This window comes from Saccharothrix sp. CB00851 (assembly GCF_001905065.1).
GTDB lineage: Bacteria > Actinomycetota > Actinomycetes > Mycobacteriales > Pseudonocardiaceae > Actinosynnema.
In genome coordinates this window covers 13,570-39,622 of the sequence record NZ_LWLC01000026.1, presented here as the reverse complement: position 1 = coordinate 39,622, position 26,053 = coordinate 13,570, and the positions used below count along the sequence as shown (strand labels likewise).

General features: G+C 73.5%; 10 protein-coding genes. 5 read left to right on the top strand and 5 right to left on the bottom strand.

Annotation, left to right across the window (positions count from 1 at the left end; translation table 11 throughout):
* Position 1: 1 nt before the first annotated feature.
* Genes A6A25_RS24865 through A6A25_RS24855 form a run of 3 tightly spaced genes read left to right on the top strand, consistent with a single transcriptional unit; the run spans position 2 to position 20,261 of the window.
* Positions 2-18,856, top strand: coding sequence for a non-ribosomal peptide synthetase (locus tag A6A25_RS24865; protein ID WP_073893777.1), 18,855 nt, complete (start codon positions 2-4; stop codon positions 18,854-18,856).
* On the top strand, positions 18,853-20,073 hold the full coding sequence (locus A6A25_RS24860) for an MFS transporter (protein ID WP_073893775.1): 1,221 nt from the start codon (positions 18,853-18,855) through the stop codon (positions 20,071-20,073). Before A6A25_RS24865 ends, A6A25_RS24860 begins: the two co-directional genes overlap by 4 nt.
* A complete protein-coding gene (locus A6A25_RS24855; RefSeq protein WP_053721198.1) occupies positions 20,070-20,261 on the top strand; it encodes an MbtH family protein in 192 nt (63 codons plus the stop codon). The genes A6A25_RS24860 and A6A25_RS24855 overlap by 4 nt, the downstream gene beginning before the upstream one ends.
* Before the next feature lie 52 nt (positions 20,262-20,313).
* On the opposite strand, the gene chrA is transcribed toward A6A25_RS24855, so the two are convergent.
* Positions 20,314-21,462: a chromate efflux transporter gene (gene chrA / locus A6A25_RS24850; RefSeq protein ID WP_073893773.1), complete on the bottom strand. Its 1,149-nt coding sequence runs from the start codon at positions 21,460-21,462 to the stop codon at positions 20,314-20,316.
* Positions 21,463-21,508: 46 nt separating this feature from the next.
* Between chrA and A6A25_RS24845 the strand changes: the two genes are divergently transcribed.
* Complete coding sequence (locus A6A25_RS24845) at positions 21,509-22,156, top strand: class I SAM-dependent methyltransferase (protein WP_073893771.1); 648 nt, start codon at positions 21,509-21,511, stop codon at positions 22,154-22,156.
* Positions 22,157-22,422: 266 nt separating this feature from the next.
* Here the strand turns inward: A6A25_RS24845 and A6A25_RS24840 are convergent, their stop codons facing one another.
* Both A6A25_RS24840 and A6A25_RS24835 read right to left on the bottom strand, forming a co-directional pair.
* Entirely contained in the window at positions 22,423-22,914 is a 492-nt protein-coding gene (locus A6A25_RS24840; RefSeq protein WP_073893769.1) for a metallophosphoesterase family protein, read from the bottom strand.
* 25 nt (positions 22,915-22,939) lie between these two features.
* Complete coding sequence (locus tag A6A25_RS24835; RefSeq protein ID WP_073893766.1) at positions 22,940-23,182, bottom strand: acyl carrier protein; 243 nt, start codon at positions 23,180-23,182, stop codon at positions 22,940-22,942.
* Between the two features lie 176 nt (positions 23,183-23,358).
* Between A6A25_RS24835 and A6A25_RS24830 the strand changes: the two genes are divergently transcribed.
* Positions 23,359-24,531 (top strand): glycosyltransferase, encoded by a 1,173-nt coding sequence (locus A6A25_RS24830; protein WP_073893764.1) that lies wholly within the window; start codon positions 23,359-23,361, stop codon positions 24,529-24,531.
* A gap of 306 nt (positions 24,532-24,837) precedes the next feature.
* Here the strand turns inward: A6A25_RS24830 and A6A25_RS24825 are convergent, their stop codons facing one another.
* Positions 24,838-25,245 carry a DUF6292 family protein gene (locus A6A25_RS24825; RefSeq protein WP_073893762.1) on the bottom strand — a complete coding sequence of 136 codons (408 nt, stop codon included), beginning with the start codon at positions 25,243-25,245 and terminating at the stop codon, positions 24,838-24,840.
* Positions 25,246-25,255: 10 nt separating this feature from the next.
* Positions 25,256-25,714 carry a DUF4383 domain-containing protein gene (locus A6A25_RS24820; protein WP_073893759.1) on the bottom strand — a complete coding sequence of 153 codons (459 nt, stop codon included), beginning with the start codon at positions 25,712-25,714 and terminating at the stop codon, positions 25,256-25,258.
* Between the last annotated feature and the right edge of the window lie 339 nt (positions 25,715-26,053).

Here is a 26,053-nt window from a genome sequence, read left to right as displayed (position 1 = left end):
CATGACCACCTCCAAGAACGACCGCATCTCCGCGTTGCCGGAGCACCTGCGCGAGAAGCTCCGCCAGCGGCTCGCCGGCCGCGCCGCGCCGAAGGTCGACGTCATCCCTCCCGCGCCGCGGGACGAGCCGCTGCCGCTGTCCGCCGGTCAGCAGCGGCTGTGGTTCCTGGCGCAGTTCCAGCCCGAGAGCACCGAGTACACCAGCGCGATCGCGTTGCGGTTCACCGGTCCGCTGGACGTCGCCCGGCTGGCCGAGGCCGTACGGGGGTTGGTGCGCAGGCACGAATCGCTACGCACCACGTTCGACCAGATGGACGGGCGCCCGGTGCAGGTCGTGCACGACGACGTCCCGCTCGACCTGGTGCCCACCGAGGACCTGCGCGCGGTGCTGGACCAGCCGTTCGACCTGCGGCGCGGCCCGCTGTTCCGGGCCGCGCTGTCAACCGAGTCCGCCGACGCGCACGTGCTGCTGCTGACCTCGCACCACATCGTCGTGGACGGCTGGTCGCTCGGCGTGCTGACCGAGGAACTGGGTGCGCTGTACCGCGGCGAGACACTGCCCGAGCCCCGGTTGCAGTACGCCGACTACGCCGTCTGGCAGCGGGGGCGGCCGGTGGACACCGGGTTCTGGGTCGACCGGCTGGCCGGTGTCGTGCCGCTGGACCTGCCCACCGACCGGCCGCGGCCGGCGGAGCGCACGTCGGCGGGCGCGACGCTGGAGTTCACCGTGCCCGCCCGGCTGGCCGGTGACCTGGCGGAACTGGCCAGGGTGAACGAGACCACGCTGTTCACCACGCTGACCGCCGCCTGCCAACTGCTGCTGGCCCGCTACACCGGGCAGGACGACATCGCGATCGGCACCGTCACCACCGGCCGGAATCGGCCCGAGCTGGCCGGGCTGGTCGGCTTCCTGGTCGGCACCGTGGTGCTCAGATCCACTGTGGACACTTCCCGGTCGTTCGCCGAGTTCCTGGCCCAGGTCAACCGCACCGCGCTGGACGCGTTCGCGCACGACGACGTGCCGTTCGACCGGGTGGTGGAAGCGGTGGGCGCGTCCCGCGACCCGAGCCGGACCCCGCTGTTCGACGTGATGGTGGTCCTCCAGAACGCGGGCCGCGCGATGCCGGAACTGCCGGGCCTGCACGTCGAGGAGTACCCGCTCACCCGCGAGTGGGCCAACTTCGACCTGAGCATCGACTTCACCCAGACCGACGACGGCCTGCACGGCCTGGTCGAGTACAGCACCGAGCTGTTCGACGCCGCCACGGTCGACCGGCTGACGCGGCACCTGCTCGTGCTGCTGGCGGGCATCACCGCCGACCCGCACCGGCCGATGGCCGAGCTGTCGCTGCTGATCGGCGACGAGCCCGACGGTCGCGGCGCGGCGGTCGCCGTGCCGGACACCACGTTCCCCGCGCTGTTCGAGGCACAGGCCCGCCGCACGCCGGACGCCACGGCGCTGGTCTGCGCCGGGACCCGGCTCACCTTCGCCGAGGTCGACGCGCGGGCGAACCGGCTGGCGCACCACCTGCTGCGCGAGGGCGTCGACCCCGAGCAGGTCGTCGCGCTGTCGCTGCCGCGCGGCGTCGAGTCGGTCATCGGCATCCTGGGCGTCCTCAAGGCGGGCGCGGTGTACCTGCCCGTCGACCCGGGGCTGCCCGAGGCACGCCGGCGTTACCTGCTGGAGGACTCCGGGGCGGTGCACGTGATCGACGCCCCGGTCGACACCTCCGACCTGCCCGACACCGCGCCGGACGTGCGTCCGCGGCCGGACCACGCGGCGTACGTGATCTACACGTCCGGTTCCACCGGCAAGCCCAAGGGCGTCGTGGTGGAGCACCGGCAGCTGGTGAACCTGCTGCACAACCACCGCGAGGACTTCGCCCGCGAGCACATGAGGGTCGCGGTGTCCGCCGTGTTCTCCTTCGACACGTCGTGGGAGGGCCCGCTGCTCATGGCCGACGGCCACGAGCTGCACGTGCTGACCGACGAGGTGCGGCTGGAGCCCACCGAGCTGGTGCGGTACGTGCGGGAGCACCGGATCGACTTCCTCGACCTCACCCCGTCGTACGTGCGGCAGCTGCTGCCCGCCGGGCTGCTCGACGGCGCGCACCGGCCCAGGGTGCTGATGCTCGGCGGCGAGGCGCTGGACGCGGCGCTGTGGCGGGAACTGGCCCGCGCGGACGTCGAGGCCTACAACTTCTACGGGCCGACGGAGACCACGGTCGACGCGGTGTCCTGCCTGATCACCGGCCACCGCCCGGTCATCGGCCGACCGCTGGCCAACCTCACCGCCCGCGTGCTGGACGAGGACCTGCGGCCGTTGCCGATCGGCGTGCCCGGCGAGTTGTTCATCGCGGGACCGCAGGTCGCCCGCGGCTACCTGGACCGGCCCGGCCTGACCGCCGACCGCTTCCTGGCCGACCCGTTCGGCGAACCCGGCACCCGGATGTACCGCACGGGTGACAAGGTCCGGTGGTTGGCCGTCGGCGGAGCCGACAATCAGACACAGTCGGGGCTCCTCGAATACTTGGGCCGCACCGACGACCAGGTCAAGATCCGCGGGTTCCGGATCGAGCCCGGCGAGGTCGAGGCCGCCTTGCTGAGCCACCCGGAGGTGCGGGCGGCCGCGGTGGTCGCACGGCAGGACAACGGTCACACCCGGCTGGTCGCCTACGTCGTCACGACCGGGCCCGCGAAACTGCGGGACCACCTGCGGCGCTCGTTGCCGGAGTACTCGGTGCCCTCGGCGTTCGTGGAGCTGGATCGCTTACCGCTGACCGCCAACGGCAAGCTGGACAAGGCCGCGCTGCCCTCGCCCGAGGCGACCTCCGAAGGCGAGTTCGTCGCGCCGCGCACGCCGGTGGAAGCCGAACTGGCCCGGATCTGGGCCGAGGTGCTCGGCGTGACGCGGATCGGCGTCGAGGACAACTTCTTCACGGTGGGCGGCGACTCGATCCTATCCATCCAGCTGGTGTCCCGGGCTCGGCAGGCCGGGCTGCACCTGGCCTCGCGGGACGTGTTCCGGCACCAGACCGTGGCCGAGTTGGCGCTGGTGGTGTCGGCGGCCACCGAGACCGCGCCGGAACCCGTGTTCACCGGCCCGGCACCGCTCACCCCGATCCAGCGGTGGTTCTTCACCGAGTACGGCCCGTTGGCGCACTTCACCATGTCGCTGCTGGTCGAGCTGGAGCCGGCGGTGGACGCCGAGGCGTTGCGGAACGCCGTGCGGACCGTGGTCGGGCACCACGACGCGCTGCGGCTGCGGTTCCGCGATGCCGACGGGCAGTGGACGCAGGAGGTCGCGGGCAGCGAGGCCGACGTGTTCCGGGTCGAGGCCGACACGGACGTCGAGACCGCGACGCTGGACGCACAGCGCAGCCTCGACCTGGGCTCCGGCCCCCTGCTGCGGGCGGTGTTCTTCCCCGGCGCACGGCCGAAGCTGCTGCTCACCGTGCACCACCTGGCGATGGACGGGGTTTCGTGGCGGATCCTGCTCGGCGACCTGGAGCAGGCCTACCGGGGTGTGCCCCTGGAGCCGGTCGGCACGCCGTTCACGCAGTGGGCGCACCGGCTGGCCGAGCACGTGCGGTCCGGGGCGTTGGACGGCGCGCGGGAGCACTGGAACGCGCTGCCCGCGCCCGAGGCGCTGCCGGTCGACCGGGACGGCGCGAACACCGCCGGTTCGGCGCGCGTGGTGTCGGTGCGCTTGGACCGGGAGACCACGGACGCGCTGTTGACCGCCGTGCCGCCGGTGTACCGGACGCAGGTCAACGACGTGCTGCTCAGCGCGCTCGGGCGGGCGCTGGCCGAGTGGACCGGGCGGGACGCGGTCACCGTCGCGCTGGAAGGCCACGGCCGCGAGGAACTGCTGGCCGGCGTCGACCTCAACCGCACGATCGGCTGGTTCACCACGCAGTTCCCGGTGGTGCTGCCGACGAGCGACGACTGGGGCCGGACGCTGAAGTCGGTCAAGGAGTCGCTGCGCGCGGCGCCGCACCGGGGGCTGAGCTTCGAGGCGCTGGGCGGCGGTGAGCTGCCGCAGGTCTCGTTCAACTACCACGGCCGGTTCGACGTGGCCGACGGCGGTTTCTACCGGGCCAGGCGCGACGCGGTGGGCGCGGACCTGCCCGCCGACGCCAAGCGCACCCACCTGCTGGAGGTGACCGGTCTCGTCGAACGCGGCGAGCTGGAGCTGAGCTGGCAGTACTCCGAGCACGTCCACGACGAGGAGACCGTGCGGCGGTTGGCCGAGCGGACCTTCGACGCGTTGCGGGAGATCGTGGCGCACTGCGCCCAGCCCGGTGTCGGCGGCCGCACGCCGTCGGACTTCCCGCTGGCGAAGCTCACCCAGGAGCAGGTCGACGCCATCGCGGGCCCCGAGGTCGAGGACATCTACCCGCTCACCCCGTTGCAGGCGGGCATGGTCTTCCACAGCCTGGTCGAGCCCGGCGCCTACGTGGACCGGATGCGGCTCGTGCTGGACGGCGTGGGCGACCCGGGGGCGTTGGCGCGGGCGTGGCAGCGGGTGGTCGACCGCACGCCGGTCCTGCGCACCTCCGTGGTGTGGGAGGGCGTGGACGAGCCCGTCCAGGTGGTGCACCGACGGGTCGAGCTCGCGGTGACGGGCGGGGACGAGCCGTCCGACCGGTTCGACTTCTCGGTGGCGCCGCTGATGCGGGTGGGCATCACCCCACTGGCCGACGACCGGGTCGAGGTCGTGTGGACCTCGCACCACGTGCTGCTGGACGGCTGGAGCACCGCGCAGGTGTTCGCCGAGGTGCTGGAGCACTACCGGGCGATCACCACCGGTGACGTGCCCGCGCCGCCGGCCCGCCGGCCCTTCCGCGACTACCTGGGCTGGCTGGCCGAGCAGGACCCGGCCGAGGCCGAGGCGCACTGGCGCTCGTCGCTGTCCGGTGTGGACGGTGTGACGCCGCTGCCGTTCGACCGGTTGCCCACCGAGGAGCACCGCGCGCAACGGACCGAAGTGGTGCGGCTGGAGCTGACCGCCGAGGAATCGGCGGCGCTGCGCGACACGGCGCGGCGTCACGGGCTGACCATCAACACGGTGGTGCAGGGCCTGTGGGCGCTGCTGCTGTCGCGGCACTCGGGCGAGCGGGACGTCGTGTTCGGCGGCACCGTGTCCGGCAGGCCCGCCGAGCTGCCCGGCGTCGAGTCGATGATCGGCATGCTGATCAACACCGTGCCCGTCCGGGTGGGCGTGGACGGCGACGCCCACGCGGTGGCGTGGCTGCGGGAGCTGCAGGCCGAGCAGAGCGAGTCGCGGCGGTTCGACTTCGTGTCCTTGGCGCAGGTGCGCCAGTGGGTGGGCACGCGGCTGTTCGACAGCGCGGTGGTGTTCGAGAACTACCCGCTCAGCGAGGTCACCGAGACCACCGGCGTGCGGGTGCGCGAGGTGCACGTGGAGGACGGCACCAACTTCGCCCTCACGCTGGTGGCGCACCTGACCGACCGCCTCGGTGCCCGGCTGCTGTACGACCCCGCGCTGTTCGACGAGACCACCGCGCGACGGCTCGTCACCCACCTCGGTGTGCTGTTGCGCGGGATCGCCGAGGACGCCGAACGACCTGTGCGCGCGCTGCCGATGGCCACCGACGAGGAGCTGCGCGCGGTCCTGGTCGACTGGAACGACACCGGCGCGGGCGGCCCGGTGACGACCGTCCCGGCCCTGTTCGCCGCCCGGGTCCGCAGCACACCGCACGCGCCCGCGGTGGTGTGCGGGGACGTCACCCTCGACTACGCCGAACTGGACGCGCGGGCCAACCGGCTGGCGCACGCCCTGGTGCGGCGGGGCGTACGTCCCGATGACCGGGTCGGTCTGCTGGCCGCCCGGTCGGTCGACCTGGTGGTGGCCCACCTCGCGGTGGCCAAGGCGGGCGGCGCCTACGTGCCCCTGGACGTCCGTGCGCCGCGCGAACGGCTGCGACTGCTGCTGACCGACACCTCGACCTCGGTGCTGCTGGCCGACGCCGGCTGGGTCGACGTGGCCCGCGAGGTCCACGACGGGCCGGTGGTGCTGCTGGGAGAGTCGCCCGACGAGCCGGACACCGACCCGGGCGTCGCGGTGCACCCGGAGAACCTGGCGTACGTCATGCACACGTCCGGCTCGACCGGCACGCCGAAGGGCGTGGCGGTGCGGCACCGGGACGTGGTGGCCCTGGCGTCCGACCGCGCGTTCGACCGCGGCCACGAGCGGGTCCTCCTGCACTCGCCCACGGCGTTCGACGCGTCCACCTATGAGCTGTGGGTGCCGCTGCTGCGCGGCGGCACCGTGGTGGTGGCGCCGCCGGAGGACCTCGACGCCGAGTCGCTGCGCCGGGTCGTGACCGAGGGCGGCGTCACGGCCCTGTGGCTGACCGCCGGCCTGTTCCGCGCGGTGGCCCAGGAGGCACCGGACTGCCTGGCGACCGTGCGCGAGGTGTGGACCGGTGGTGACGTGGTGCCCGCCGCGGCGGTGCGCCGGGTGCTGGACGCCTGCCCCGGCCTCGTCGTGGTCGACGGCTACGGCCCCACCGAGACCACCACGTTCGCCACTCGCCGGGTGCTCACCGCGGCCGACCCGGTGCCGGACCCGGTACCGATCGGCACGCCGCTGGACGGCATGCGCGCCTACGTGCTGGACGACGACCTGCGGCCCGTACCGCCGGGTGTGGTCGGCGAGCTGTTCGTCTCGGGCGCCGGCCTGGCCCGCGGCTACCTCGCCCGACCCGGGCTGACCGCGCAGCGGTTCCTGCCCGACCCGTTCGGCGTGCCGGGCGAGCGCATGTACCGCACCGGCGACCTGGCGCGGTGGACCGCGCACGGCGAACTGGAGTTCGTCGGCCGGGCCGACGACCAGGTCAAGATCCGCGGTTTCCGGGTCGAGCTGGGCGAGGTCGAGGCCGTAACGGCCGGGCACCCGGCGGTCGCGGAGGCCGTGGTGGTGCCCCGCCAGGACGAGCAGGGCGTCAAGCGGCTGGTCGCCTACGTCGTGCCCGCCGGGGCGGTCGAGGTGGCCGAGCTGCGGGAGACGGCGGCGCGCGAGCTGCCCGACTACATGGTCCCGGCGGCGTTCGTGGTGCTCGACGAGCTGCCGCTGAGCCGCAACGGCAAGGTCGACCGCCGGGCACTGCCCGACCCCGAGCCCACCCGCGTGCGGCAGTACGTCGCGCCCCGCACGGACGCCGAGCGGATCGTCGCCGAGGTCTGGGGCGACGTGCTGGGCGTGGCCGAGGTCGGCGCCGAGGACGACTTCTTCGCGCTCGGCGGCGACTCCATCCTCAGCATCCGGGTGACCTCCCGGTTGCGCGCGGCGTTCGGGGTGCAACTCTCGCCGCGCGCGCTGTTCGAACACCCCACGGTTTCCGGACTCGCCACCGCGATCTCCGGAACGACAGCGGTGGACGCCATCCCGGTGATCCCGCGTGATGGCGTCCACCCGCAGTCGCCCGCCCAGCAGCGGCTGTGGTTCCTGGACCAGTTCGAGCCGAACAGCACCGAGTACCTCGCGCCGATGGCGATGCGCCTGCACGGCCCGCTGGACGTCGGTGCGCTGCGCCGCGCGCTCGACGGCCTGGTGGCCCGCCACGAGTCGCTGCGCACCACGTTCGACGACGGCGTGCAGATCGTGCACGAGCCGTACGAGGTGCCGCTGACCGTCGAGGAGGGCTCCTGGCAGGACGTGCTCCGCGAGGAGGTGAGCACGCCGTTCGACCTGCGGCGGGGTCCCCTGCTGCGGACGCGGCTGGTGCGGGTGGCCCCCGAAGAGCACGTTCTCGTGCTGGCCCTGCACCACATCGTCACCGACGGCTGGTCCAGCGGCGTGCTGGCACGCGACCTCGGCGCGCTGTACGCGGGCCGGGAGCTGCCGCCGCTGCCCGTGCAGTACGTGGACTACACGGCCTGGCACGAGACGCCGCCGACCGACTACTGGGCCCGGCAGCTGGCCGGGGTGCCACCGCTGGAGCTGCCCACCGACCGGCCGCGGCCCGCGGTCCGCGGCGCGGCGGGCGCGATGCACGGGTTCACCGTGCCCGCACCGGTCGCCGAGGCGCTGCGGTCGCTGGTCGCGCACCGCGGTGACACCCTGTTCACCGCGCTCGTGGCCGCCACGCAGGCGCTGCTGGCCCGCTACACCGGGCAGGACGACATCGCGGTCGGCACCGCGGTGTCCGGGCGTGGCCGCGCCGAGCTGGACGACGTGGTCGGCCTGTTCGTCAACACCGTCGTGCTGCGGTCCACAGTGGACCTGCGCCGGTCGTTCGGCGAGTTCCTGGCCGACGTGCGGACCACCGTGCGCGACGGGTTCGCGCACCAGGACGTGCCGTTCGAGCGGGTGGTCGACGCCGTGCGGCCGGACCGCGACCCGAGCCGCAACGCGCTGTTCGACGCGATGGTGCTGCTGCAGAACACCGGCGGCGCGCTGCCGGACCTGCCCGGCCTGCGGGTCGAGGAGGTCGGGTCGCCGCTGCTGACCTCCACGTGCGACGTGACGTTCGAGTTCGGCGAGTCGGGCGGCGAGCTGCGCGGCGCGGTCGAGTACAGCACCGACCTGTTCGACGCCGACACGATCGACCGCATGTCCCGGCACCTGGTGGCGTTGCTGGCGGGCGTCACCGCCGACCCGGACCGGCCGCTGGCCGAGGTGCCCCTGCTGCTCGGTGACGAACCGGACGGGCGGGGCGAGCCGATGGCGGTCCCGGACACGCCGTTCCCGGTGCTGTTCGAGGAGCAGGCCACCCGCACCCCGGACGCCACCGCGCTGGTGTGCGGACCGACACGGCTGACCTTCGCCGAGGTCGACGCCCGCGCCAACCGGCTGGCGCACCACCTGCTCGCGCACGGCGCCGGCCCGGAGCGGGTCGTGGCGGTGTCGCTGCCGCGCTCGGCGGACTCCGTGGTGGCGATCCTGGCCGTGCACAAGGCGGGCGCGGTGTACCTGCCCGTCGACCGGGACCTGCCGCGCGATCGGGTCGAGTACCTGATCGCCGACGCGAAGCCGGTGCTGGTGCTGGACGAAACGCCGGACCTGTCCGGGTACCCGGACACCGCGCCGGAGGTGGCGGTGCGGCCGGACCAGGCCGCTTATGTCATCTACACCTCCGGGTCCACCGGCCTGCCCAAGGGCGTGGTGGTCGAGCACCGGCAGCTGGCGAACCTGTTCCACGACCACCGGGAGGCGTTTGCCGGCTTCGGTCGCCTGCGGGCCGCGCTGACCGCCGTGTTCTCCTTCGACACGTCGTGGGAGGGGCCCCTGCTGATGGCCGCGGGCCACGAGCTGCACGTGATCACCGACGACGTGCGCCTGGAGCCCGACGCGTTGGTGGCCTACGTGCGGCGGCACCGCGTCGACTTCCTCGACCTGACGCCGTCCTACGTGGGTCAGCTGCTGCCCGCCGGGCTGCTCGACGGCGACCACGTGCCCGCTGTGGTGATGCTCGGCGGCGAGGCGCTGCCGACGCCGCTGTGGCGTGAGCTGGCCGGGTCCCGGACCTCGGTGTTCAACTACTACGGCCCGACCGAGGTGACCGTCGACTCGGTCGCCACGCGGGTCGTGGGCGACCGGGCGGTGATCGGGAGGCCGACGGCCAACCTCACCGCGTACGTGCTGGACGACGACCTCCGGCCGCTGCCCGTGGGTGTCCCGGGCGAGCTGTACCTGTCAGGTCCCCAGGTGGCGCGCGGCTACCTCGACCGGCCGTCCCTGACCGCCCAGCGCTTCCTCGCCGACCCGTTCGGCGAGCCGGGTGCCCGCATGTACCGCACCGGCGACCGCGTGCGGTGGCTAGCCGTCGACGGAGCCGACAATCAGACAGGGTCGGGGCTCCTCGAATACCTCGGCCGCACCGACGACCAGGTCAAGATCCGCGGCTACCGCATCGAACCCGGCGAGGTCGAGGCCGCCCTGCTGGCCCACCCGGACGTCGCCGAGGCGGCCGTCGTCGCCCACGAGCACCACGGTCACCAGCGGCTGGTCGCCTACACCGTCGGCGGTGCGACCGACCTGTCGCCGTGGCTGAAGCAACGGCTGCCCGACTACCTGGTGCCGTCGGCGTTCGTGGCGCTGGACGCGCTGCCGCTGACGCCCAGCGGCAAGGTGGACCGGCGGGCTCTGCCCGCGCCGGTGTTCGCCGACGACGCCGGGTACGTGGCGCCGGAGCCGGGCGTGCCCGCGCGGCTGGCGGAGATCTGGGCCGAGGTGCTCGGTGTCGAACGGGTCGGCGCGCGGGACAACTTCTTCGCGCTGGGCGGCGACTCGATCCTGAGCATGCAGGTGGTGTCCAGGGCTCGCCAGGCGGGGTTGAAGCTGACCTCGAAGGACATCTTCCTGCGGCAGACGGTCGAGGACCTGGCGGTGGTGGCCACCGAGCACACCGGCCAGGTCCACGAAACCGTCACCGGTCCCGTCCCGCTCACCCCGGTCCAGCGCTGGTTCTTCAGCGAGTGCGTGGCGGTCGACGGAGAACCGCAGGCGCACTTCACCATGTCGGTGGTCGTGGACGTGGGCGAGGTCGAGCCCGACGCGGTGCGTGACGCCGTGCACGCCCTCATCGCCCACCACGACGCGCTGCGCACCCGGTTCACGCTGGTGGACGGCACGTGGTGGCAGCAGGTCGCCGAGGTCGGGAGCCCCGGGACGACCGGCGCCGAGGTGTTCCGGACCGCGACCGACGACCCGCGCACCGAAGGCGCACGCGCCCGCGCGTCGCTGGACCCGCGGCACGGCCCGCTGCTGCGGGCGGTGCTGTTTCCCGGCGGGCGGCTGTTCCTGACCGCCCACCACCTCGTGGTCGACGCGGTGTCGTGGCGGATCATCGTGTCCGACCTGCGGGCGCTGCTGGCGGGCGGCACGCTCAGCCCGAAGTCCACGGCGTTCGCCGACTGGTCGCGGCGGCTGAACCGGCACGTCCGCGAGGGCGGGTTCGACGCGGCCCTGCCGCACTGGGCGGCGGTGCCGGTCGAGGAGCGCGTGCCGACCCGGGCGGACACGGCGCGCACCGTCGAGGCGCGGCTGAGCCGCGCCGAGACCGACGCGCTGTTGCGGGACGTGCCCGAGGCATACCGGACGCAGGTCAACGACGTGCTCCTGACCGCGCTCGCCTCGGCGTTCGGCGGGCGGGCGCTGGTGGCGCTGGAGGGCCACGGCCGCGAGGAGCTGTTCGACGGCGTGGACCTCTCGCGCACCGTCGGCTGGTTCACCGCCCAGTTCCCGGTCGAGCTGGACGTGCCCGAGGGTGACTGGGGTACCGCGCTCAAGGCGGTGAAGGAACGGCTGCGCGCCGTGCCCGACAAGGGTTTGAGCTACGAGGCGCTGCGGTACGACGACCGCGGCCTGACCGGCGTCCTGCCCCGGGTGTGCTTCAACTACCTGGGCCAGTGGGACGGCGCGGTCACCGAGGCCGACCACGGTCGGGAGGTGCCGGACGACTTCGTGCGCCCGCATTTGCTCGACATCACGGCCGCGGTGTCCGGCGGCGAGCTGGTGGTGGAGTGGGACTACTCCACCGAGGCGCACGACGAGACCGAGGTGCGGGCGCTGGCCGACCGGATGCTCGACGCGCTGCGCGGCATCGCGGAGTTCTGCGCCCGGCCCGACGCCTGGGGTCGTACCCCGTCGGACTTCCCGCTGGCGCGGCTGACCCAGGAGCAGGTCGACCGGATCGTCGACCCGGACGTGGAGGACGTCTACGCGCTCACCCCGCTCCAGACGGGGATGCTGTTCCACGACCTCGTGGACGAGAGCACGGCCTACTTCAACCAGATGCGGGTGCGGCTGACCGGGGTGACCGACCCGCGCCGGCTGGGCGAGGCGTGGCAGCGGGTGGTGGACCGCACCCCCGTGCTGCGCTCCGGTGTCGTCTGGGAAGGGCTGGACGAGCCGGTGCAGGTCGTGCGGCGCGGCGTGCGGGTGCCGATCACCTACGCGGACGTGACCGAGGAGCTGGTCGCCGCCGACGCCGCGGCCGGGATCGACCTGTCCGGGCCGACGCTGATGCGGCTGGTGATCGGTCGCGTGTCCGACACCGAGGTCGACCTGCTGTGGACCTCGCACCACCTGGTCCTGGACGGCTGGAGCACGCCGCAGGTGTTCGGTGACGTGCTGGCCGAGTACGCGGGCGTCGAGCCCGCTCCGCGCCGGCCGTTCCGCGACTACCTGGCGTGGCTGGCCGAGCAGGACCCGACTGCCGCGGAGGCGCACTGGCGGGGTCTGCTGGCCGGGTTCGCCGACCCCACTCCCCTGCCGTTCGACCGGCCGCCCGCGCAGGCGCACCGCGCCGAGTCGTCCGCGAGGGTCCGGGTCGACCTGCCCGCCGACCGGCTGGACGCGGTCGCCCGCACGCACGGCCTGACGGTGAACACCCTGGTCCAGGGCGCGTGGGCGGTGCTGTTGGCGCGCACGTCCGGTCAGCGTGACGTGGTGTTCGGCAGCACGGTGTCCGGCCGGCCCGCCGAACTGCCCGGCGTCGAGTCGATGGTCGGCATGTTCATCAACACCGTGCCCACCAGAGTGTCGGTCGACTCCGATGCCGACGTGGTCACGTGGTTGCGCGGCCTTCAGGAAGCGCAGATGGAGTCGCGGCGGTTCGACTTCGTGTCACTGGCGCAGGTGCAGGGCTTGGCCGAGATCAGGTCGGACTCGGGCACCAACCGCTTGTTCGACAGCCTGCTCGCGTTCGAGAACTACCCGGTCGGCCAGGACGGGCCGGACGACGGGCCGTCGGTCGACGGTGTCGACGGGCTGGACACCACCACGTTCCCGCTCGCCGTGCGCGCCTACGTGGACGACGAGTCACTGCGCGTCGAACTGGGCTACGACCCCCGGCTGTTCGACGCGGGCACGGTCGCGGCGCTGGCCGACCGGCTGTCGCGGCTGCTCGACGCGATCGGCGCGGACCCGAGCCGGCGCGTGTCCGAGCTGCCGTGGCTGTCCGACGCCGACCTCGACGGGGTCCGGGCGGTGTGGCAGGGCCCCGGGTCCAGCGCGTCCGGCACCCTCCCGTCGCTGTTCGCCGCGCAGGCCGCGCGCACGCCGGACGCGGTGGCCGTGCTCGGCGAGGGCGTCACCCTGACCTACCGCGAGCTGGACGAACGGGCGAACCGGGTGGCGCACCACCTGGTCGCGGCGGGCGTCGGGCCGGAGGCGGTGGTGGCGCTGAAGCTCCCGAAGTCGCCGGACCTCGTGGTCGCGATCCTGGGCACGCTCAAAGCCGGCGCGGCCTACCTGCCGGTCGACGTCTCCTACCCCGAGGAGCGCATTACCTACATGATCGCCGACGCTCGGCCGGCGCTCGTGCTGGACGGCCTGCCGGACGTGTCGGGGCTGCCCGCCGAAGCGCCGGACGTGGCTCTGAGGCCGGAACACGCGGCGTACGTGATCTACACGTCGGGGTCGACCGGCAAGCCCAAGGGCGTGGTCGTCACGCACGCCGGGCTGGCCGCGTTCTCCGCCGCCGAGGCCGAGCACTTCGCCGTGTCGCCGGGTGACCGGGTGCTCCAGTTCTCCTCGCCCAGCTTCGACGCCTCGGTGCTGGAGCTGTGCCTGGCGCTGCCGACCGGCGCGACCCTGGTCGTGCCGCCGCCCGGACCGCTGCTGGGCGACCAGCTCGCCGCGTTCGCCACCGACCGCGGCGTCACCCACGCGCTGATCCCGCCGGCGGCGCTGGCCACCGTGCCGGACGACGGCCTGCCGACCCTGCGCACCCTCGTGGTGGGCGGTGACGCGACCTCGGCCGACCTCGTGCGGCGCTGGGCGCCCGGCCGGCGGATGGTCAACGCCTACGGTCCGACCGAGTCCACTGTGGTCACGTCGTGGAGCGGACCGCTGGAGCCCGGTGGCACGCCACCGATCGGCCGGCCCATCCCCGGCACCTCGGTGCGCGTGCTGGACGACGCGCTGCGGCCCGTGCCGGTCGGCGGCACCGGTGAGCTGTACGTCACCGGCGTCGGCCTGGCCCGCGGGTACCTGGACCGGCCGGGGCTGACCGCGCAGCGGTTCGTCGCCGACCCGTTCGGCGAGCCCGGCTCGCGCATGTACCGCACCGGCGACCTGGTCCGGATCCGCCACGACGGTCAGCTGGCGTTCGTGGGCCGCGCCGACCAGCAGGTGAAGCTGCGCGGGTTCCGGATCGAGCTGGGTGAGGTCGAGGCCGTGCTGGCCGCGCACGACGCCGTGGCGCATGTCGCCGTGGTGCTGCGGGACAACCGCCTGGTCTCCTACTACGTGCCCGAGGGCCCCGTGACCGCCGCCGAGCTGCGCGAGTACGCCGGGCGGCAGCTGCCCGAGTACATGGTGCCGACCGCGTACGTAATCCTGGAGCGGTTGCCGCTCAGCGCCAACGGCAAGCTGGACCGGGTCGCGCTGCCCGCACCGGCCCGGGACGCCTCGGCGGACGGCGGGTTCGTCGCGCCGCGCACCGAGGCCGAACGGCGGGTCGCGGACGTGTGGGCCGAGGTGCTGGGCCTGTCCGAGGTCGGCGCGGAGGACAACTTCTTCACCCTTGGCGGCGACTCGATCTCCAGCATCCGGGTGGTGTCGCGGCTGCGGTCGTGGTTCGACGTGTCGCCGCGCGACCTGTTCGACCACCCGACCGTCGCGGCGCTGGCGGCCCGGCTGTCCGGGTCCGCGTCGCACGACGCGGTGATCCCCCGGGTCGACGGTGACGCGCCGTTGTCGTTCGCGCAGCAGCGGTTGTGGTTCCTGGACCAGTTCCAGCCCGGCGGGACCGAGTACGTGACGCCGCTGGCCGTGCGGCTGCGCGGTGAGCTGGACGTGCCGCGGCTGGAGCGGGCGCTGACCGCGCTGGTCGAGCGGCACGACGTGCTGCGGACCACGTTCCCGGCGGTGGACGGGCTGCCGGTGGCGGTGGTGCGGCCGGCCGACGTCACGCTGCCGGTGGTGGACGAGCTGCCCGCGCTGGAGCCGTTCGACCTGGCCGAGGGGCCGCTGTTCCGGCCGGTGCTGGTCCGCCGCGGGCCGGACGACCACGTGCTGGCGTTGACGATGCACCACATCATCACCGACGGCTGGTCCGGCGGCGTGCTGATGTCGGACCTGGCCGCGCTGTACGGCGGCGAGGAGCTGCCGCCGCTGCCCATCCGGTACGGCGATTTCGCGGCCTGGCAACGGGAGCAGCCGCTGGACGACCAGCTGGACTTCTGGCGCGAGGAGCTGGCCGGGGTGCCCGCGCTGGAGCTGCCCACGGACCGACCCCGGCCGCCGGTGCAGACCACGGCGGGCGCGCGGACCGAGTTCGCCGTGCCCGCCGCCGTCACGCGACGGTTGCGGGAGCTGGCGCGGGCCGCGGACGGCACGTTGTTCATGGCGCTGGTGGCGGCCTGCGAGGTGCTGTTGCACCGGTGGTCCGGGCAGGACGACTTCGCGGTCGGCACGGTGGCGTCCGGGCGCGACCGGCCGGAGACGCAGAACCTGGCCGGGTTCTTCGTCAACACGGTCGCGCTGCGGGCGCGGATCGAGCCGTCGGCGACGTTCCCGCAGTTCCTGGCCCGCACGCGCAAGACCGTGCTGGACGCGTTCACGCACCAGGACGTGCCGTTCGAACGGGTGGTGGACGCGGTGCAGCCCGACCGCGACACCAGCCGCACGCCGCTGTTCCAGGCAGTGGTGGCGCTGCAGAACACGCCGCAGGCGCCGGGCTTCCCGGGGCTGGAGGCGGAGGACGTCGCGCAGCCGACCGTGAGCGCCGGCTTCGACCTCACGGTGGAGTTCACCGAGGACGGGGACGGGCTGCACGGTTCGGTCGAGTACAACACCGACCTGTTCGACCCGGGCACGGTCGAGCGGCTGGTCGAGCACCTGGGCGTGCTGCTGACCGGTGTCACCGCCGACCCCGACCGTCCACTGTGGGCGTTGCCGGTGCTGCCCGACGCCGAACGGGAGCTGCTGGCGGCGTGGGGCACGTCCGGCCCGGCCGTCGACGGGCCCGGGTTCGTGGACCTGGTCGAGGCGCAGGTCCGGCGCACGCCGGACGCGTTGGCGCTCACGGGCGAGGTGGACGTGACCTACGCGGAGCTGAACGCGCGGGCGAACCGGTTGGCGCACCACCTGATCGGGCTCGGCGCCGGGCCGGAGCGGATCGTCGCGCTGCGGCTGCCCCGCTCGGTGGACCTGCTGGTGTCCGAACTGGCGGTGCTCAAGGCCGGTGCCGCGTTCCTGCCGGTCGACCCGGACTACCCCGCCGACCGGATCGCGTTCATGCTCGACGACGCCCGGCCGCTGGTCGTGCTGGACGGCCCGGTCGACGTGTCCGGGCAGCCCGACACCGACCCGCGGGTGCGGGTGCGGCCGGAGCAGCCCGCGTACGTGATCTACACGTCCGGGTCGACCGGGCGGCCGAAGGGCGTGGTGGTGTCGCACGCGGGCCTGGCCACCTTCTCGGCGGCCGAGATCGCGCACTTCGAGGTGGCGCCGGGCGACCGGGTGCTGGAGTTCTCCTCGCCGAGCTTCGACGCGTCGGTGCTGGAGCTGTGCATGGCGTGGCCGGCGGGCGCGGCGCTGGTCGTGCCGCCGCCGGGACCGCTGCTGGGCGACCAGCTCGCCGAGGTGGTGAACGGGTTCGGCGTGACCCACGCGTTGATCCCGCCGGTCGCGCTGGCCACCGTGCCGGACGTGGCGCTGCCGACCCTCCGCACGCTCGTGGTGGGCGGGGACGCGTGCTCGGCGGACCTGGTCGACCGGTGGGCGCCGGGTCGGCGGATGATCAACGCCTACGGGCCGACCGAGTCGACCGTCGTCACGTCGTGGAGCGAACCGCTGGAGCCCGGTGGCGCACCGCCGATCGGCCGGCCGATCCCCGGCACGCGGGTGCACGTGCTGGACGCGGAGCTGCGGCCGGTGCCGGTCGGTGTGGCCGGTGAGCTGTACGTCTCCGGTGTCGGCCTGGCCCGCGGGTACCTGGACCGGCCGGGGCTGACCGCGCAGCGGTTCGTGGCCAACCCGTTCGGCACCGAGTCGGATTCCTCGGCGGGCTCCCGCATGTACCGCACGGGTGACGTGGTGCGGTGGAACGCGGCCGGTGTGCTGGAGTTCGTCGGCCGGGCCGACGACCAGGTGAAGATCCGCGGGTTCCGGATCGAACTCGGCGAGATCGAGACGGCCCTGCTGCGGCACCCCGACGTGCGGGAAGCGGTCGTCGTGGCCAGGCCGGACGCGCGGGGCCACAAGCGGCTCGTCGCGTACGTGGTGGCCGCCCGGTTCCGGGTCGAGCAGGTCAGGGAGTTCCTCGGCGAGTCGCTGCCCGACTACCTGGTCCCGTCGGTGTTCATGCCGGTGGACGCCCTGCCGATCAGCCCCAACGGCAAGGTGGACCGGGCCGGGCTGCCCGACCCGGACTTCGGCGCGCTCGTCGGCGACGAGTACGTCGCGCCGGAAGGGCCGGTGGAGGAGGCGCTGGCGGCGGTGTGGGCCGACGTGCTCGGGGTGCCGAAGGTCGGTGCGCGGGACAACTTCTTCACCCTCGGCGGCGACTCGATCCTGAGCATGCAGGTGGTGGCGCGGGCACGGCAGGCCGGGTACCGGTTCACCACCCGCGACCTGTTCGTGAACCAGACCGTGGCGTCGCTCGCGCCGCACGTCACCGTGGAGGTCTCCTCGGCGGCCGACCGGGCGCCGGTGGTGGGCGAGGTGCCGTTGACGCCGATCCAGCACTGGTTCCTGCACTCCGGGCGGCGCAGCCCGCACCACTTCAACCAGTCGCACCTGGTCGAGTTGGACCCGGCGGTGGACGTGGCGGCGTTGCGGCGGGCGTTGGGCGTGCTGATGGCGCACCACGACGCGCTGCGGCTGCGGTTCACGTCGGTCGACGGGGTGTGGCGGCAGCACAACGACGACGTCGGCGAGGTCGACGTGCTCACCGTCGTGGACGGTGTGGACGAACTGGAGAAGGTCGCCGACGAGGTGCACGCGTCGTTCGACCTGGCGACCGGGCCCCTGTTGCGGGCCGTGCTGTTCCAGTCCGACCAGCCGCTGTTGCTGCTGGTCGCGCACCACCTGGTGGTCGACGGGGTGTCGTGGCGCATCCTGCTCGACGACCTGCAGTCCGCCTACCGGGGCGAGGACCTGGGCGCCAAGACCACCTCGTACCAGGAGTGGTCGCGGCGGCTGGAGGCGCACGTGCTCGGCGGCGCGCTGGACGACGAGGTCGAGCACTGGACCCAGTCGTTCCCGCCGTTCCGGAAGCCGACCGGGACGCCGGAAGCGGTGACCGTGGAGCTCTCCGAAGAGGACACCGACGCGTTGCTGCGCGGCGCGCCCGCCGCCTACCGGACCCGGATCAACGACGTGCTGCTGGCCGCGATGGCGTGGGCGCTGTCGAGGTGGACGGGGTCCTCGCGGGTCGCGGTGGACCTGGAGGGCCACGGGCGCGAGGACGTGCTGGACGTCGACCTCTCCCGGACCGTCGGCTGGTTCACCACGATGTTCCCGGTGACGCTGGAGGTGCCCGAGGGAGGGTGGCGCGATCGGGTGAAGGCCGTGCGGCGGCAGCTGCGGGCCGTGCCCGGCAACGGGTTCGGCTACGGGGCGCTGCGGCAGCACGGCCTGGTGCCCGACGGCGGGCGGCCCGCGGTGTCGTTCAACTACCTGGGCCAGTTCGACGGCGGTTCGGCCGAGTCGACCGGCCTGTACCGGGAGGTGCGGCCCGCGGTCGGCGAGGAGCACTACCCGGCCGACGCCGGTGACCACGTGCTCGACGTCGTGGGCGAGGCGGGCAAGACGCTCGGCTTCACCTGGTACTACTACCCGTCGGTGCACTCGGCCGCGGAGATCGAGGGCGTGGCCGCCGACTTCGCCGCCGCGCTGCGGGCGATCGCCGCGGACTGCCGGGGTGCGCTGTGACGACGTCGTTGGCGCGCAACCGCAACTACACCCTGTTGTGGGGCGGTCAGGCGCTGTCCGAGGTCGGGTTCAGCGCCTCGATGCTGGCCCTGCCGCTGCTGGTGCTGGTGCTGACCGACTCGCCGGTGCTGTCCGGGCTGGTGCTCACCGTGGGCGCCACCGCGCAGCTGCTGGTCGGGCTGCCGGCCGGTGCGCTGGTCGACCGGTGGGACCGCCGCCGGATCATGCTGTGCTGCGAGGCCGTCCAGGTGCTCGCCCTGGGCGGGTTGGTGGTCGCGGTGTGGGTCGACGCGGTCACGATCCCGCACCTCCTGGCGGTCGCCGCGGTGCTCGGCGTGTGCCGGGCGCTGTTCGAACCGGCCGAGGACGCGTGCCTGCCGCGGCTGGTGCCGGAGTCGCAACTGGCGACCGCCGTGGCGATGAACGGCGCGCGGTCGTCGTTGGGGCAGATGACGGGCACGGCGCTGGGCGGCGTGCTGCTCGCGGTGGCCCGCTGGCTGCCGTTCCTGGTGGACCTGGTCACGCACGTGGTGGCGTTCGTGGCGCTGCTGTTCATCCGGGTGCCGCCGTCCGCGCCGGTCGAGTCGCACCCGCACCTGCTGCGGTCGATCGGCGAAGGCTTGCGGTGGGTGTGGAGCCGCCGCGAGATCCGGGTGACGGCGCTGTGCGCGGTGGTGCTGAACCTGTTCTTCACCGCGTTCTACGTGGTCGTCATCGTGCTGGTGGAGGGCCGGGGCGCGTCCGGCGCGCAGATCGGCGTGATGGCGGCGATGCTCGGCGTCGGCGGCGTCCTCGGCGCACTGGCGGCACCGTGGCTGCACCGCGCGCTCGGGCCGCACCGGTCGATCGCGTCGGTGTTCTGGGTGCTGTCCGCGCTGGTGCCGGTGGCGCTGCTGGTCGAGTCGCCCTACCTGCTCGGGGCGCTGTTCGCCCTGATGAGCTTCCTCGCCCCGACCGCCAACACCACGATCAGCACCCACCAACTGCTGCTCACCCCCGACGAGCTGCGCGGACGGCTCAGCGGGGTGATGGCTGTCGTCGTCGGCGGCGCCGGTGCCGCCGGCCCCCTGGTCGGCGGCGTGCTGACCGAGGCCCTGTCCGCGCGGACCGCCGTGGTGGTGTGCGCGGCGGGCATCGTCCTGATCACGATCTTCGTCACCGTCAGCCCGACTCTGCGCGGGTACGCGAAAGCACAAGAGGAGAACAACGCATCATGAGGGACGACATCACCTACCAGGTCCTGGTCAACGACGAGGGCCAGTACTCGCTGTGGCCCGCGCACCACGACGTGCCCGCCGGGTGGCGGTTCGAGGGCACCAAGGGCACCAAGGACGAGTGCTCGGCGCACGTCGACGAGGTGTGGACCGACATGCGGCCCGCGTCGTTGCGCGCGGCGATGGACTGAGGCCCCCGTGCCGAGCGGCCCACGGGTCTCGTGGGCCGCTCGGCACAGCCGCTCAGAACAGCGGGATCAACGCGCCGACGACCCCGGCACCGACCAGCGCGCTGACCACGCCCCGGCGCAGGACCAGCAGCCACAACGCGGCGAGGCCGAGCAGCACGAACTGCCACGGCTCGTGCAGCGACCAGGCCAGCGGGACCGTGGTGCCCGCGATCGCGCCGATCGCCGCCGCGCCCGCGCCGGTGAGGAACGCCTGCGCCTTGGCGTTGTCCCGCAGGCGTTGCAGCCTCGGACCGCCCGCGATGACCATCACGAACGACGGCGCGAACGCGACGAACGCGGCCAGCAGCCCGCCACCGAGGCCCGCGGCGGCGTAGCCGACGACCGCGACCGTCTGCACGACCGGTCCCGGGGTGATCTGGCCGAGCGCCACCGCGTTGAGGAACTGGGCGTCGGTCATCCACCCGTACGTCTGCACGGCGTCCTGCCGCATCAACGGGATGATGACGAACCCACCGCCGTAGGACAGCGCGCCGACCTTGGTCGCCACCCACGCCACCGCGCCGAGCCCTCCCCCGACCGCGGGCAGGGCCAGGACGACGGGCCAGTGCGCCGTGCGGCCGGACGGCGCCCGCACCGCGACCTCCACCAGACCGGCGGCGACGAGCACCAGCACCAGCCACGGCCCGGTCACCGCCGCCGCGACCCCGCCGACCACCAGGTACGACGCCCATCGCACGCGGGCCGCCCACGCCGTGCCGACGCGCCGGTAGCTGCCGGGCACCAGGCCCCACGCCGCGTGCGCCGCCACCGCGGGCACCGCCGCTCCCGCACCGGCCGCCGCCCCGGTCACCCACGCGGGCGCGTTGTCGGCCAGGAACAGCACGGCCAGCGCGAGGATCAGCAGCAACCCCGGCACGATGAAGCACACCCCGCCGACCACCGCGCCCACCGCGCCGCGCAACCGCCACGCGCACAGGATCGCCAGCTGCGTCGAAGCGGGACCGGGCAGCAGGTTGGTGACCGCGATGCCGTCCTCGAACTCCCGGTCCGACAGCCACCCGCGCCGCGTCACGCACAGCTCGCGCAGCAACGCGATGTGCGCGGGCGGCCCACCGAACCCGACGCAACCGATCCGCCCCCACTCGCGGGCGATGGTCGCCAAGCCGACTGCGCGCGCGTCGCCCACCACGTCACCACCCATCCGGTCGAAGCCACGCGCAGGATAGCCGGCCGCTACCGTCCCACCGGTGAGCGCACAGGACTGGTTGACCGACACGAAGGTGTCCTACGACACGGTGGCCGAGAGCTACTCCGACATCACGCGTGAGGCGTTGGCGAAGACGGCGCTGTTGCGCGGTGTGCTGGCCCTGTTCGCCGAGGCGGCGCGGGAGGTGGGCGGGCCGGTGGCCGACGTCGGGTGCGGACCCGGGCTGATCACGGCCCACCTGCGCGGGCTGGGGCTGGACGCGTTCGGCATCGACCTCTCACCCCGGATGGTCGAGATCGCCCACCGCGACCACCCCGGGGTGCGGTTCGACGTCGGCTCCATGACCGACCTCGACCTGGCGGACGGCTCGGTCGGCGGCGTGCTGGCGTTCTACTCCGTGATCCACGTCCCGGACGCCGAGGTGCCGACGGTGTTGGCGCACTTCCACCGCGTGCTGCGGCCGGGCGGTGTGGTCATGCTGGGCTTCCACGTCGGTGACCGGGTCCGGCTCAAGACCGAGGGGTACGGCGGGCACCCGATGTCGCTGCACGTCCACCGGCGGCCGGTGGAGCGGGTGGCGGGCTGGCTGCGCGACGCGGGCTTCACCGTCGAGGCGCAGGTCCTGATCGGCCCGGACGAGGAAGTGCCCGGCGGCATGCTCATCGCCCGCACCCCGACCGGAACCTGATCAACCGACCGCACCTGCCCAACGGCACCCGTGCACGGCGGGACCGGCTTGGCGGGACCGGCTTGGCGGGACCGGCTTGGCGGGTCGGGCACACCGGGCCACGCACACCGCGCCGGACACACCAGGCCGCGCACACCGGGTCGGGCACACCGGGACCGGCACGGCGGGCCAGACACAGCAGGCCAGACACGGCGGATCAGGCCCGGCAGGCCGGGCGCGGCGGGCCGGGCGCGGCGGGCCGGGCGCGGCGGGCCGGGCGCGGCGGGTCAGGTCACCGGCACGATCCGGGCGGACCGCAGTTCGCCGTCCTCGACGTCCAGCAGGCCGATGGTGCCGTGCGGCTGGCGGCGGCGGTCCGTGGGCGAGCCCGGGTTGAACACCCGGACGCCGTCGCCGGTGACGTCCATCGGGATGTGGGAGTGGCCGAACACCACCAGGTCCGCCTCGGGGAACCGGCGGCGCATGCGCGCGGTGCGCCCGGTGGCCTGGCCGCTGTCGTGGATCATCGCGACGCGCAGTCCCGCGAGGTCGAGTTCGACGGTCTCCGGCGCGCCCCACGCGACCACGTCCGGCCCGTCGTTGTTCCCGCACACCGCGGTCACCGGCGCGTACTGCGCCAGCTCGTCCAGCACGGACGCCACGCAGACGTCACCCGCGTGCAGGATGACGTCCGCGTGGCGCAGGTGTTCCGCCACTTCCGGGGGACACGACTTCCACCGCCGGGGCGCGTGGGTGTCGGACAGCACGACTACCCGCATGGTGCGGAACCTACCTTCCGCGGGCTCAGGTCACGGCCGGCCCCGCGTCACCGCTCGCGGCCAGTTCCTTGAGGAACTCGTGGCACTGCTTGGCCCGCGCCGAGTCCTCCTCCATCACGCGGCGGAAGAAGTCGGCGATCTCCCGCTTGCCCGCGTTCTCCGCGTCGCGGACGTACTGGCCGTAGTCGTGACCCGCCTTGAGCGCGTGGTACTGCACGGAGATCAGGTCGTAGCTGACGTCGTCGAAGCCGGTCTCCCCGGTGGCCATGGTCCCTCCTCGGTGGTCGGTCGGTCGTCCTGTGCCATACCCGGCAGGCACGCCGCCAACCACCCGGGCGGTGGTCGCGCTGAGTGGCACGCACCCCGGGTTGCTTGTAGCGTGCGAATCCGGGTTGAGACGACAGCCTGGTCTGCCGCGAGCCGCTTCGCCGGCTGGAGGAACCCATGAAGATCGCAGTCGTCTCGGCGCACGCCAGCCCGTTGCCCGTGCTCGGCGACGCCGAGGAGGGCGGGCAGGACGTCCACGTCGCCGACCTGGCGGCGGCCCTGGTCGGCGCCGGGCACGATGTCGTCGTGCACACCCGGCGTGACTCCCCGCGGTCGCCGGAGGTGGTGCGCACTCGGCACGGTTACGACGTGGTGCACGTGCCGGCCGGGCCACCGAGCCCGATTCACCCGGACGAGCTGCTACCTCACCTGGACGAGTTCACCCGGTTCCTGCGTTCGCAGTGGCGGGCCGACCCGCCGGACGTCGTGCACGCGCACTACTGGACGTCCGGTGTGGCGTCGGTGCTGGCGGCCAACGGGTTGGACGTGCCGGTGGTGCAGACGTTCCACTCGTTGGGCGTGGTGGCGCAGCAGGCGGGTGACGAGGGTGTGCCGGAGGCGCGGCTGTCGACCGAACGGCTGATCGCGCGTCAGGCGAGCCGGGTGGTGGCGCAGTGCACGGACGAGAAGGCGCAGCTCGTGCGGCTGGGTGCGCCGCGGACGCGGATCGCGGTCGTGCCGCCGGGGGTGGACGTCGACCGGTTCAAGCCGGACGGTCCACGCCTCAACCGCCCGATGGCGCACCGTTTGGTGTCGTCGGCGGTGGGTGCCGAGGACGTGATCACGGCGTTGCGGGCGGTGTGGGACACCGAGCTGGTGGTCGTGGGTGGTCGGGCGGAGGACGTGCGGCGGCTGCGCGAGCATTCGCGGGTGTCCGGCGTCGGCGACCGGGTGCGCCTGGTCGGCCGCGTACCGCAGGTGGCGATGCCCGCGCTGCTCCGGTCGGCGGACGTGGTGGTCTGCGCGGCGTCGGACGGCGCCGCCGTCACGCCGCTGGAGGCGATGGCGTGCGGGGTGCCGGTCGTGGCGGCGACCGTGGGCGGGTCGATCGACACGGTGGTGGACGGCGTCACGGGTCTCCTCGTGCCGCCGTCGGACCCGCGGGCGCTGACTCGCGCACTGCGCCCCTTGCTGGCCGACGACGCCCGCCGTGACGCCTACGGCATCGCCGCCGCCGACCGCGTCGAGGCCAGGTACAGCACGGTCCGCATCGCCACCGAGACCATCCGCGTCTACCGCCAGGCCACCGGTCTCGCGGAAACCGTGGACGCATCAGCCCACGAAGCCTGACCCACCCCAACCTCGACCGCGCCCCTCAAACGCAATCTTGCAAATCCCACTGCACGCCGGATACCGGCGCCGATCCCGCCGCCCGCCGACCGCCATCGCCAGGATCCCGCCGCGATGCACACTGGCGGAAAACCAGGGACCCGTGCAGAACATCAGGCAACCATGCAATTCCTGCTGCAATGCCGTCCCGTGGCAGGGCCGGCTCGGACGTGGCGTCCGGGCGGCATCCGGGCGGGCGGTCTCCTGGGCGGACGGTCTCCCGGGGCGGGCGATGTCCGGGCAGGCGGGGTGTGAGTGGGTGGGTGGTTATCGCGCGTAGGCGCGTAGGCGGTCGGTCAGGTCGTCCGGAGTGCCGTAGGTGCGCAGGCGGATCGGGCGTGGGTCGCCCGGGTGGTCGCCGCGGCGGAGGGCGGCGACGTAATCAGCCACCGAGGGAGGTGGTGGCAGGACGTCGCCGCCGCGGTACGTCAGCACTACCGGTGGGTCGGTCGGTACCGTTCGCACGGCGGCGGCCCAGCCGTATTCCTCGTCCCACAGCAGGGCGAGGTCGCGGTCGGGGATGGTGGGCAGGTTGCCGTCCACCGCCAAGTACGCCGTGGCCGGTGGGCCGGGGTCCGTTCGCCAGCACCGGCCCGCCAACCCCAGCTCCACCGCGACCGCCCGCAGGTACCGCCGCAGGCCGCCGGTCGGCGTGTCGTCAGGACCGAGGTCCACGGTCCTCAGGTCACCTCGTCCGCGGCCCGTCGTCGCGCGGCGCGGAACGGCCCAGCGCGAAGCCGAGCGCGACCATGCCGACGCCCAGCAGCAGGTGCAGCCAGTTGTCGGCGGTGTTCACCGGCACGAAGTTCGCCGAGCTGTCGTGGTCGATGACGAGCCCGTAGAGCCACAGCACCAGGTACACCACACCGCCCGCGACGAGGTACAGGAACGCGTTGCGCGCCGTCTTCGCCATCAGCAGGCCCAGGAAGCCGAACGCCAAGTGCACGACGTTGTGCAGGATGGACACGACGAACACGCCGAACAGCTTGGCCTGTGACTCGTGACCGGCGAACTGGATCGAGTCGTAGTCGGTGGTCAACCCGGGGATGAACCCGGCGATCCCGACCACGAGGAACACCGCCCCCACGACCGTGGCCGCCGTTTGGACCGGTGTGCGTGCCGTCGCTGTGCCAGGCCTGGACATGTCGACTCCCGTCGCCTCGCAAGAACACCTCGGTTGCGGATCGATTACCCGGCGTCGGTAGGGGCAAACGACTCAGCGGGCGGTTCGAAGCGGTGCGGCATCCCCCGGTCGCGGTAGCGGTCGGCCCACCGCTTGGCCGTGGCCACCGAGACCCGGATCTGGTCACGCGGTGGGAACAACGGGAAAGCGCCCTAGGCTCCGCCACACCGCCCACCGCGAACCGGGATTCCCGGTCTGCCACGGCAATTCACGCCGGTCACGAGACGACCGCACATCCCGGGACCCCGTAACGTCACCCTCCACTCGCCGCACGTGTTTCTCCTTGACGTGAGACGGGCG

Bases quoted from the DNA above. Each gene is read 5' to 3' on its own strand.
- A6A25_RS24865 (WP_073893777.1), top strand. From the start codon at position 2: ATGACCACCTCCAAGAACGACCGCATCTCCGCGTTGCCGGAGCACCTG.
- A6A25_RS24855 (WP_053721198.1), top strand. From the start codon at position 20,070: ATGAGGGACGACATCACCTACCAGGTCCTGGTCAACGACGAGGGCCAG.
- chrA (WP_073893773.1), bottom strand. From the start codon at position 21,462: ATGGGTGGTGACGTGGTGGGCGACGCGCGCGCAGTCGGCTTGGCGACC.
- A6A25_RS24840 (WP_073893769.1), bottom strand. From the start codon at position 22,914: ATGCGGGTAGTCGTGCTGTCCGACACCCACGCGCCCCGGCGGTGGAAG.
- A6A25_RS24835 (WP_073893766.1), bottom strand. From the start codon at position 23,182: ATGGCCACCGGGGAGACCGGCTTCGACGACGTCAGCTACGACCTGATC.
- A6A25_RS24830 (WP_073893764.1), top strand. From the start codon at position 23,359: ATGAAGATCGCAGTCGTCTCGGCGCACGCCAGCCCGTTGCCCGTGCTC.
- A6A25_RS24820 (WP_073893759.1), bottom strand. From the start codon at position 25,714: ATGTCCAGGCCTGGCACAGCGACGGCACGCACACCGGTCCAAACGGCG.